This window comes from Paenibacillus sp. FSL A5-0031, assembly GCF_001956295.1.
In the GTDB taxonomy this organism is placed as follows: domain Bacteria; phylum Bacillota; class Bacilli; order Paenibacillales; family Paenibacillaceae; genus Pristimantibacillus.
In genome coordinates, this window is sequence record NZ_MRTD01000046.1 from 1 (window position 1) to 11,369 (window position 11,369).

Here is an 11,369-nt window from a genome sequence, read left to right on the forward strand (position 1 = left end):
TGGTATTCCAGATTCGACTGATCCAGACGATGACAACGACGGTTTGACGGATGAGCAAGAAATAAAACTAGGTACAAATCCAAAAGATCCAGACACGGACAGAGATGGTGTCAATGATAAAGATGATTATTATCCGCTCGATCCAACGAGATCCAGTTATTCAGGCAACAACTCGGGCGGCAACGTGACGCCAAAGCCTGATAAGCCTGATTCGATTGAAGTTCCAGATCATAAAGAAGTCAAAGCATATATTATTGGTCATCAGGACGGAAGCTTTAAGCCAGAGAAAGGGATTACACGTGCTGAGATGGCAGCGATACTTGTGCGCATATTGGGCAAGGAAGCTGAATTATCTTCCGTGAGCAGCACGGGCGTTGATGCTGAGCATTGGGCTGCAAAGTACATTGCAATCATAACCAAATTGGGCTTGATGGTGGGTTATCCAGATGGCAGCTTCAAACCAAATCAGACGATTACTCGTGCGGAAATGGCTGTTATTATTAATCGATTGATGGAGCATATTGAAACTGGCGGCAAAAGCTTCTCTGACATTAATGGGCACTGGGCACAAACGGCCATTGATCAGGGTACTGCAGCAGGAATTTTCAACGGGTATAAGGATGGTACATTTGCGCCAAACCGCGTTCTTACGAGAGCAGAGGCTGTTGTTATATTCAATAGACAGCAGGGCAGATCTCCTCTGGCAGGAGCAGATCAACAATGGAGTGACGTTTCGCAGAAGCACTGGGCATATGAAGATATTCAGACTGCGAGCATCGACCATGAGAATAAAGAGCAATAATGCTAACGGTCATCTAGAGCATTTCAGTAAGAACCTGATTCTCTAAAACTAAAAAAGCAGCCTGCCTCACAACAGCTTAAGTTGTGAGAGTAGGCTGCTTTTGTTAGTTTGATAAACGATTGCTTTTACGCCCAACTCTTCTGCTTTAGATCTAGTTTCTTTTATGTGGAAATTAAGAAGTGATTTGCCGTTTACATTGATGTTCTCCCTGTATGTGCGATATAATAGGAAGAATGATTACAGGAATAGGAAAGGAAGAATACCTGATGAGCATTTCACCTAAGGATGTAGACCATGTAGCAAGACTTGCGCGGTTAGAGCTATCCGATTCGGAGAAGGATCAGTTTACGGAGCAGCTCAATGCGATTTTGAAATATGCGGAAAAGCTAGAAGGCTTGGACACGGAAAATGTTGAGCCAACCAGCCATGTGCTCCCTATAACGAATGTAACGCGCGCGGATGAGAAACGCCCGTCGCTGCCGATCGAGAAGGTTTTGCTAAATGCGCCTGATGAAGAAGATGGACAATTTAAAGTACCTGCGGTGCTTGAATAATACGAATGGGTTTAATTTGAAGGGAGGAACTACTGTTGGCACTGTTTGATTTGCGCCTGCAGGATGTACATAACAAGCTTAACAATAAGGAACTGTCTGTTTCTGAGCTGGTTAGCGCATCATTTGCGAGAATTGCGGAAACTGAGCCTGCTATTAAGGCTTTTATTACATTAAATGAAGAGAATGCACGCTTGCAGGCTTCCGAGCTGGACAAGCAATTGCAAGAAGGCGGCGATCAAGGTTTATTGTTTGGATTGCCGGCGGGTGTTAAGGATAATATTGTGACTGAAGGTCTACTGACCACTTGTGCGAGTCAGTTCTTAAGCAATTACAATCCTATTTATGATGCCACTGTTGTTCGCAAGCTGAAAGCAGCTCAGTCGGTAACGATTGGCAAGCTGAACATGGATGAATTTGCAATGGGCGGTTCCAACGAGAACTCCAGCTTCTATCCAACTCGCAATCCATGGAATACGGATTATGTTCCAGGCGGCTCAAGCGGCGGATCGGCAGCTTCAGTTGCTGCTGGACAAGTTTATTTCTCACTTGGCTCTGACACTGGCGGCTCTATTCGTCAGCCAGCTGCTTATTGCGGTATTGTTGGCCTCAAACCAACTTATGGCCTAGTATCACGCTTTGGACTTGTTGCTTTTGCATCTTCTTTAGACCAAATCGGTCCGCTTACCAAAAATGTTGAAGATTCCGCATTTGTGCTGCAAGCCATTGCTGGTTACGACACAAGCGACTCTACATCAGCGAATGTGGATATTCCAGATTACACAGCAGCTCTTACAGGTGATGTAAAAGGTCTGCGTATCGGTGTGCCTAAAGAATACCTCGGAGCTGGTATTGATCCGCGTGTGAAAGAAGCAGTACTTAAAGCGCTGGCAGTATACGAATCACTGGGCGCGACTTGGGAAGAGGTATCACTTCCTCATACGGAGTATGCAATCGCTACTTACTATTTGCTTGCTTCTTCGGAAGCATCGTCAAATCTAGCTCGTTTTGACGGCGTACGTTACGGTGTACGTGCGGAAGATCCTGCAAATCTCATTGATTTGTATAAGAAATCCCGCAGCGAAGGATTTGGCGCTGAAGTAAAACGCCGGATTATGCTTGGAACCTATGCTCTAAGCTCTGGCTATTATGACGCATATTATTTGAAAGCTCAGAAGGTGCGTACACTTATCAAGCAGGACTTTGACCAAGTGTTTAGCCAATATGATCTCATCATCGGACCTACGGCTCCGACACCTGCGTTCCGAATTGGAGAGCAAGTTGGAGATCCATTAACGATGTATTTAAACGATATCTGTACGATACCGGTAAGCTTGGCTGGCGTTCCTGCGATTAGCGTTCCTTGTGGAACGGCAGATGGCTTGCCGATTGGCTTGCAAATTATCGGGAAAGCGTTCGACGAATCGACGGTGCTGCGCGCCGCTCATGCGTTCGAGCAGCATACAGAGCATCATAAACAACGTCCGCAGCTATAAGCGGACCTATATACGTTTACGAAGGGATCGATACGAATGTCTGAACCGAACAAATACGAGACGGTTGTCGGGCTGGAAGTCCATGTGGAGCTGCATACGAACAGTAAAATCTTTTGCGGCTGCTCTACGGCTTTCGGCGCGCCGCCGAATACCCATACCTGTCCAGTATGCCTTGGACATCCCGGCGTTTTGCCGGTATTGAATCGCCAAGCCGTTGAGTATGCAATGAAAGCGGCAATGGCTTTGAACTGTCAAATTGCAGATATCAGCAAGTTTGACCGTAAAAACTATTTTTACCCCGATTCGCCAAAAGCGTATCAGATTTCGCAATTCGATCAACCGATCGGTGAACATGGTTGGATTGATATTGAAGTGGGCGGAGAAACGAAACGAATTGGGATCACAAGGCTGCACCTTGAAGAGGATGCAGGCAAATTGACTCACGTTGATGGCGGTTATGCATCACTTGTCGATTTCAACCGTGTAGGTACGCCGCTAATTGAGATCGTATCAGAGCCTGATATTCGTACACCTGAGGAAGCGAAAGCATACCTCGAAAAAATCAAAGCCATCATGCAGTATTGCGACGTTTCTGATGTAAAGATGGAAGAGGGCAGCTTGCGCTGTGATGCAAACATAAGCCTTCGTCCATACGGGCAAAAGGAATTTGGTACGCGTGCCGAGCTTAAGAACATGAACTCCTTCCGCGGCGTTCAGCGCGGCCTTGAGTATGAGCAGTTCCGCCAAGCGGAAATTCTCGACAGCGGCGGTGAGGTTATTCAGGAGACTCGTCGTTTTGACGATGCACTTGGTAAGTCCTTCTCTATGCGCGGCAAAGAAGAAGCACACGATTACCGCTACTTCCCGGACCCAGATCTGGTACAGCTTCATATTAGTGAAGAATGGAAGCAAAGCATTCGTGCGACAATTCCAGAATTGCCTGATGCGCGCAAAGCGAGATATACGGCTGATTACAGCTTGCCTTCCTATGATGCTGAAGTCATTACTTCATCTAAGAAGCTTGCTGATTTCTTCGAGGAGAGCCTCTCCTACACGAAGGATGCCAAATCCGTATCGAACTGGATCATGGGTGATTTGCTTGGTTATTTGAATGCCAACGGTCAAGAAATTACCGATGTGAAGATTACTGGACAAGGCCTAGGTGAAATGATTGGACTGCTTGAGAAAGGCACAATCAACGGTAAAATTGCCAAAACGGTATTTAAAGCGATGCTGGATTCAGGCAAGCTGCCACAGCAGATTGTAGAGGAACAGGGTCTCGTTCAAATCAGTGACGAAGGCGCTATTCAAGCCATCGTTAACCAGATCGTTGAAGCAAATCCGCAATCTGTTGAAGATTACAGAGCAGGTAAAGATAAAGCAATTGGCTTCCTTGTTGGTCAGGTTATGAAGGAGTCAAGAGGGAAAGCAAATCCTGCACTCGTGAATAAGCTGCTTGTAGAGCGCTTGAAATAAGAGCAGTTGCACGCAAAAAGACGCGGTTCATCAACATGATGAACCGCGTCTTTCTTTTTGAACATCACTCTGGACAGAAGACCTGTAAGCTCCATACGCTGCATACAATTATGTTACAATAGCGAATATAGAAAGGTCGGGATTGTTTATGCTGCTAAGTACACTTCATAATCCTTGGTATATTAGTGAACTTCATATTTTATTAAGACTGCTGCTTGCTTTGCTATTGGGCGGACTTATTGGCTTCGAACGAGAACAGTCGAATCATGCTGCAGGACTTCGAACCAATATTTTAGTTTGTTTAGGTTCTTGCTTGTTGATGCTGCTATCCATGTACGGTTTCTCAGCTTTTGTCGACGAGCCTAACGTACGGGTCGACCCAGCGCGTCTTGCAGCCGCAGTTATTACAGGCATTGGATTTCTAGGTGCAGGTACTATTTTATTTACCGGAAAATCAATAACAGGTTTAACGACAGCTGCATCGCTATGGGTCGTTTCAGCGATTGGATTAGCAGTCGGAGCAGGCTTTTATTTTGCATCAGCTACCGCAACGATCATGGTTCTTGTTACATTATGGGCGTTTAATAAGCTGGAAAAAAGGTACATAAGTGCAAAGAAGGAGCACTTGCTCAAAATAAAAGCTAATAATTTATCTCAAGCTATGCTTGAATTAAATAGCCTACTGACTGATCGGAAAATCATCATGAGAAAAATGCTGCTGGAAGAATGCGAGGGTGAAGAGGAAGGCGAGCAGATTTTGCTGCAGGTGTATATTACACTGCCTAAATCAGAAGCATTGTTAGTGCTCCTCGATAATATAAAGCACTTGGAGGGTGTACGTTGGGTCAGCTCAGAATAAAACGAATAAAAAATAGACTTCTCACCGTATTATTCGCATTTGCTATGCCAGGAGCGGGACATATGTATACGGGACAGCATCCGAAAGGCTTACTGTTAATTGCGGCCTTTTGGCTGGATTTGACGGCGATTGTAAGGTTAGCCGATTCAGATGGCGGCAGACATTTGCTGTTGATCGTTTATTTAGGTATTATGCTTCCTATTTTTTATTTTATTAGCGTGTTTGATTCCTTGCAAAGCGCGGATGCCGATAATAACAACCCCGTTGCACTGAATCGCACACATGGTATTTTACTTTTGGCAGCGGGAAGCATCATGCTCATTTTAGTGAAGCCTCCACAAGCGATTTTACCCTGGATGAATGAACTAGCGGAGTTATGTGTTGGCCCGATTATTATAATCGCTTCAATATTGCTGCTGTCACGTTCAAGGAAAGGAAGAGTTACTATGTTTAAGCTGGGACGCTTTACAGCAGCGGCACTGGTATTGGTCGTGGGAGGATTGCTTCTATGGGATCAAATTCAAGGACGGAATGATATTTCATTGCTTGGTCAATGGTGGCCGGTTATTTTTATCTTGTTAGGTTTAGAAATCATACTATACAGCATAAAGTTTAAAGACATAGAAAAAAAGCTTCGATTTGATGTTGGAGGCGCGATGATCGCTGTTGCGATTTCGTTGACCGCTTACGTTGTGACCCAATACGCGGATATTCCTTATCGATGGCTGGATCAATTTAATGTTGATTTGAACGGGGCAGCAGAATTTGGAGAAGAGAAAGGATTTCATTATGAGAAGACCATCATTAAGGTTCCTTTAGATGAAGCGATTTCTCTCATTCGTGTTGTTAATCCCAATGGGCAAGTAACCATTCGATCGGGCAACGTGCAGGAAATAGAGCTTTTGACCGCAGTATGGGTTGATGTGCCAGGCAAAACGGAGGCTGATGCGATCGCAGAGCAATCAACCGTCAAAATTAATCCAGGCGCTGAAGTAACGTTAGAGGCGAAGGGTCAAACCTATGGCGCTAACGGCAGCAGAAAACCGAGAATGAATATGATCATTACCGTACCAATGTCTTTGTCTGATCAGGTTGAGGTTGATCAACAGCCTACAGAAACACCTTTATCCTTAGGAGCGGAAGGTATTGATGCGAATAACGATGAAATTCCGGAGTCAACACCTGATGCTGATTTGAACGATCAGTCCGCAACTGAACAGCCTACGGATACAGATGCAGGCTTAAATGGTCAATCTGAACAACTGCCTCAGAATACTGAGGAACAGAAGCCTGTATTAAAGATGAAAGTAGAATCAGGCAATGGTTCAATTGAAGTCATGAATTTGACGCTGCCTGGCGGCCTTGAGCTCCGAAGCAATAGCGGAATGGTTTCCGTGAGCAACATTAAAGGTCCTATCTCCGTCAAAGGTAATAATGGCGGAATTAATGTGAAAAGCATAACCGGTGATACCAGTCTAGAAACAAAAAATGGTACGGTTACAGCAGATTCTATTGAAGGTAAGCTTTATGCGAATACACTCAATGGCAGTTTGGAGATCAAGCAGATTGATGGAAACATTGAAGCAGAAACAAAAAACGGGAAAATCAAAATGGACGGTGCAGGCGGTTCTGTTAAAGCGGATACGCTGAATGGGAACATTGAACTAAGCAGTGCTGAAGTTAGCGGAGATTGGGATCTCGATAGCTCCGTCGGAGAGGTAAAGCTTGCAATACCGGCGAATGCTCATTTTACGATGTATGGATCGGTAACTTTCGGTAATATTGTGTCCGAACTGCCGCTTGAAGTAAGCAAGAAAACGATAAGAGGCACTATAGGCGACGGCACTTTCAGGATTCAGATTAATGCTACGAACAGCATTGCAATTAAGCAATTTGGACTATCCTAAATAGGCGCTTTCATTGACAAACTCTTAAATAAGAACGTACAATAGCTTTAATAACTTTAAGGAAGGGCGTGAGGGGAATGGGAGCCAGCGTTAACTTAGCACTTGAGCAACTGAAGATGAATGGCGTCCGAATGACCCCGCAACGTCACGCCATATTAAGCTACTTGATGGACTCCATGTCGCATCCGACTGCAGATGAAATTTATAAAGCGCTCTCACCAGTTTACCCGAGCATGAGCGTAGCTACCATATATAACAATCTGCGTTTATTTGTAGAAGCTGGATTAGTGCGTGAGCTGACTTATGGCGATGATTCAAGCCGGTTTGATTCGGATTTATCCGATCATTACCATGCCATTTGCAAAAATTGCGGTTCAATCGTCGATTTTAATTATCCACCTCTGCTTGAGGTAGAACGTGCAGCGTCACGTGTAACAGGTTTTGTGGTTGAAGGACATCGGATGGAAATTTACGGTGTTTGCTCGACTTGCAATACTAAATCAGCGAAATAATTGGCGTTATGCCTACAAGAACGTGCCGGGAAGCGATACAACGCTAATCTGCACGTTTTTTAATAGTCGAATAGAATTTTGAGGCTACCATTACAGGAGAGTGATGACTTGGAAACGATGTACAACCGAGCGCCACGCCGAAAAGGCAACCGAGGTGTTCGGAGCATAATATTGTTGTTTTTGTTAGGAGTAATTGCTGTCTTTTGTTGGTATGGATATATGCGCTTTATTCCTAACAACGAAAAGGTAGATCCACATTATAAGACAGAGCATCCTATATTTATTCAAGGCGTTGAAGCGGAGCAAGGAGCTATTATCGAAAATGATGAAGTTAAGCTGCCGCTTTCGGTGCTGGAGCAGGTATTAGGAGCGGACAAGCCTATAAGATATGAGCCAGATTCAGGTTCAATCATTTTGACAACTGCCAATAAGGTGCTTCACCTCAAGACGGATTCGTTAACGGCGACTATCAACCAAAAGCCATATGATCTAACGATTACTGCAGAAACGTCTAATGATACGGTCTATATTCCTGCAGAACCTTTGGAGGAGTTATACGGGCTGAAAGTAGAATTCGTAAAAGAGACAGGCACAGTAACACTGCTGAATGCAGGAGACATGGTTCAGCTTGCTGAGGCTACTCCTGAGAAAGGTGCAGCTATTCGAACCGAAGCGACGATTCGAGCGCCTTTTGTTCAAAAAGTTCCTCAATCACAGTCAATAAGAATTTGGAAAGAGCAGGAAGGTTGGCTGCTTGTCCAAAACAGCGAAGGCATCATCGGTTTTATGAATAAAAAAGATGTGAAGCTTACTTCTATTGAGAAAATGCCCGAGCAGGCGGCAGAGCCTCCATTTATTGCGTGGAAGGTGCTCGGCAATAAAATTAATATGACATGGGAAGCTGTTTATCAACGGAAAATCGATACTGCCAAAATAGCGCCGATGCAGGGAGTAAATGTCGTTAGTCCTACCTGGTTTGAACTTGCCGACGACAAAGGAACAATAAAAGGCAAGGCTGATCCCGCATATGTAAAATGGGCACATCAGCAAGGGATGCAGATTTGGGCGCTGTTCAGCAATAGCTTCGAGCCTGATCGAACGACAAAGGCATTAGCGTCAGTGGAAACGCGATTCTCGATGATACAGCAGCTGATCGGCTTTGCTCAAGTATATGGATTGCAAGGGATTAATTTAGATTTTGAAAATGTACACACGTCGGATAAAGCTAACTTTGTACAATTTGTTCGGGAGCTGACTCCGCTTTTACATGAGCAAGGCTTGGTTGTCTCCGTGGATGTAACGCCCAAGTCGAATAGTGAGATGTGGTCGCTGTTTCTTGATCGTGCATCGCTTGGCAATGTTGTAGATTATATGATGGTCATGGCTTACGATGAGCATTGGGCTGCGAGTCCAAAATCGGGTTCGGTAGCATCGCTGCCTTGGACAGAGAGTTCTCTTGTTCGTATTATGCAGGAGGATGCTGTACCAGCAAGTAAAATTATTTTAAGCATGCCCCTGTATACCCGGATATGGACTGAGAAAAAAGGGGAAGACGGTAAAATAGACGTTTCCTCAAAGGCAGTAGGCATGAAGAAGGTTAATGAGATTATTACGACTAAGAAACTTAAGCCGGTGTTTGATGCAAAAGCAGGTCAGAATTACGTGGAATATAAGGAAGACGGAAATTTGATGCGAATATGGATTGAGGATGAGGTATCCATTAAAGCTCGAGTAGCGCTTGCACGTAAATATGATATAGCAGGTGTAGCAACATGGCAGCGTGCGTTCCAAACGGAAGCTATTTGGAAATCGATCGACGATTCTCTCAAGATTAGGCCATAATTCATTTATAAATGCAAAATAAGAAACGCCTCCTATCATGTGAAGACATGGAGGAGGCGTTTCTTATTTTTGTAATGCTGCGATCAAAAGTTGGTTTTCTTAGCTTTTTACCTTCTTAGTAGAATAAAGGTTGTTTCCTAAGAAAGAATCAACCGTATATTCACTATAGGTTAAACTTGCTGTTCAGAAGGAGTAGTTGTTGCTTGTGCAGGATCAAGCGTAAGTATCGTTTTGCAATACATACAACGATCTGTTTTTCCAAGCATTTTGGTTGGACGCGAGCATTCTGGACACTGGAGCATTGTGGCGCTTGTTGACATCATGCCAGCCCAGAAATAAACGGCTACGCTGATTAACAAGGAGATCATGCCGATTACCATGAAGATAGCAGCAATGATTTTGCCTGCTTGTCCCCAAAAAACAATGCCGGCTGTTCCGAGTATCATGACTCCCATGCCAACAAGGGTGAAAACGAGTCCCCATAGACGGAATTCATTGATTTTGGCTGACTTAAAAAAGAACTTATTCATGTATTCATACCCTTCCTATGACCAATGACTTATGATTTTGAAACAGTTTCTGAGTTAGTAAGCAGGAATGTGCCTCCAACCTGTCGAAAAAGAATAAAACTGTAGAATATTATTATAGCGTAATAAAATGTGATTAGCTATATGGAGGAACCAGTGGAACATATAAAAGCATACTTCTCGGACAGCTATCGAGATGAACCTCATTTAATCGGTTTGGCTGTTATTGAAAACCCATATCCTTATAATCCTTTAGCTGATGGATTAGATTCATTAGTACTTGTTGTAATGAATGAAGAGATTGAGCGTAATGATACGGAGCATGTCCAAATCGAGGGTCAACGGGTATTGATTCGAACCATTGATTCGAATGGATTGAGTGAATGGTTGTCTGGTGGCGAAAACCGCAATATTATCGAGTGGCTAGTTCGGGGGGAGATCTTGGTGGATCGCGACGGCTATCTGAGCAGTGTTCGTGAACGTCTGCTTCAGTTTCCTGCTTCAATGCGGGAGCAAAAGCAGTTTGCTGAATTTACGGGTTTCTTAAGAACGTATTTGCAAGCAAAGCAGGATCTATTGGATGGTAATTTGTTGGATGCATACAGTCATGTGCTGACAGCCTTGCATCATTGGGCTCATATCGTTCTTATAGAAGAAGGAAGGCATCCTGAGCTAACCGTGTGGAAACAGCTGAAGCGAGTTCACCCAGGAATATATAAGCTCTATGAGGAGCTAACGGTAAGCCCGGAAACATTGGAGCAACGCGTACAATTAGTTATGCTTGGCTGCGAGTTTTCCGTTATGAGCAAAATGAAAACAAGCTGCGCGTTATTGTTTAATATACTTGGAAGTCGCGAAGAGCCTTGGAGTATTGCAGAGCTGCAATCACACTCCACATTAAATATATTGCATGGTGACTTGTCACTTGTTCTCCAAAAGCTTGTGAAGCGGGAGTATATTCGTGAGGTTGCTGTTATGAATGAAGCAGGAGATATTGGTGCACTTGAACTTCGATATATGAACAACGTGAAAACAAGCTAATGATTCAACCGTTTATAATAGTAGAAGCGCATGTCATGCCCTTTGTTTATAGAGGCAGGCATGCGCTTCTTTTGTTTAAAATAAAAAGTAGAAAACATGCTTGACTTATATTAGGATCAGATGATATATTAGTACTCGCCGCTTTTACAGGATACATAATCGCGAAAACGACATTTTAAAAAAAATGTCGAAAAACGAAAAAAAGTACTTGCAAAGAGATAGGCAAACGTGATATATTATAAAAGTCGCCGATACGAAATACGCGGTTGACACGAAAGAAAAGATTGCTCTTTGAAAACTGAACAACGAGTAATAACTGCCTTGCAAATCCTTCGGGATGAGCAAATATAGCGATA

The 11,369-nt window shown here is 43.9% G+C and carries 11 protein-coding genes; 9 read left to right on the forward strand and 2 right to left on the reverse strand.

Annotated features, from left to right (window positions below; genetic code table 11):
- The 8 genes from BK120_RS33980 to BK120_RS34015 all read left to right on the forward strand — a co-directional run.
- A partial coding sequence (locus BK120_RS33980; RefSeq protein WP_144376925.1) for an S-layer homology domain-containing protein occupies positions 1 to 802 on the forward strand: 802 nt, incomplete at its 5' end.
- 266 nt (positions 803 to 1,068) lie between these two features.
- On the forward strand, positions 1,069 to 1,356 hold the full coding sequence (gatC, locus tag BK120_RS33985; protein WP_076271888.1) for an Asp-tRNA(Asn)/Glu-tRNA(Gln) amidotransferase subunit GatC: 288 nt from the start codon (positions 1,069 to 1,071) through the stop codon (positions 1,354 to 1,356).
- A 35-nt stretch (positions 1,357 to 1,391) separates the two neighbouring features.
- Positions 1,392 to 2,849 carry an Asp-tRNA(Asn)/Glu-tRNA(Gln) amidotransferase subunit GatA gene (gene gatA, locus BK120_RS33990; protein ID WP_076271889.1) on the forward strand — a complete coding sequence of 486 codons (1,458 nt, stop codon included), beginning with the start codon at positions 1,392 to 1,394 and terminating at the stop codon, positions 2,847 to 2,849.
- 36 nt (positions 2,850 to 2,885) lie between these two features.
- The gene (gatB, locus tag BK120_RS33995) at positions 2,886 to 4,325 is read left to right on the forward strand and encodes an Asp-tRNA(Asn)/Glu-tRNA(Gln) amidotransferase subunit GatB (RefSeq protein ID WP_076271890.1); all 1,440 of its coding nucleotides are present in this window, start codon (positions 2,886 to 2,888) and stop codon (positions 4,323 to 4,325) included.
- Positions 4,326 to 4,473: 148 nt separating this feature from the next.
- Positions 4,474 to 5,184, forward strand: a complete 711-nt coding sequence (locus tag BK120_RS34000; protein ID WP_076271891.1) for an MgtC/SapB family protein — start codon at positions 4,474 to 4,476, stop codon at positions 5,182 to 5,184.
- Positions 5,166 to 7,091: a DUF4097 family beta strand repeat-containing protein gene (locus tag BK120_RS34005; RefSeq protein WP_076271892.1), complete on the forward strand. Its 1,926-nt coding sequence runs from the start codon at positions 5,166 to 5,168 to the stop codon at positions 7,089 to 7,091. Before BK120_RS34000 ends, BK120_RS34005 begins: the two co-directional genes overlap by 19 nt.
- Before the next feature lie 77 nt (positions 7,092 to 7,168).
- Positions 7,169 to 7,603 (forward strand): peroxide-responsive transcriptional repressor PerR, encoded by a 435-nt coding sequence (perR, locus tag BK120_RS34010; RefSeq protein WP_076271893.1) that lies wholly within the window; start codon positions 7,169 to 7,171, stop codon positions 7,601 to 7,603.
- Between the two features lie 117 nt (positions 7,604 to 7,720).
- On the forward strand, positions 7,721 to 9,445 hold the full coding sequence (locus BK120_RS34015; RefSeq protein WP_144376927.1) for a glycosyl hydrolase family 18 protein: 1,725 nt from the start codon (positions 7,721 to 7,723) through the stop codon (positions 9,443 to 9,445).
- Positions 9,446 to 9,615: 170 nt separating this feature from the next.
- Here BK120_RS34015 and BK120_RS34020 read toward each other — a convergent pair whose 3' ends face one another.
- A complete protein-coding gene (locus BK120_RS34020; protein WP_076271895.1) occupies positions 9,616 to 9,975 on the reverse strand; it encodes a YgzB family protein in 360 nt (119 codons plus the stop codon).
- A 153-nt stretch (positions 9,976 to 10,128) separates the two neighbouring features.
- Between BK120_RS34020 and BK120_RS34025 the strand changes: the two genes are divergently transcribed.
- On the forward strand, positions 10,129 to 11,013 hold the full coding sequence (locus BK120_RS34025; protein WP_076271896.1) for a nucleotidyltransferase-like protein: 885 nt from the start codon (positions 10,129 to 10,131) through the stop codon (positions 11,011 to 11,013).
- A 175-nt stretch (positions 11,014 to 11,188) separates the two neighbouring features.
- Here BK120_RS34025 and BK120_RS35790 read toward each other — a convergent pair.
- Positions 11,189 to 11,369 (reverse strand): hypothetical protein (locus BK120_RS35790; RefSeq protein ID WP_218639615.1); only part of this gene is annotated, 181 nt, incomplete at its 5' end.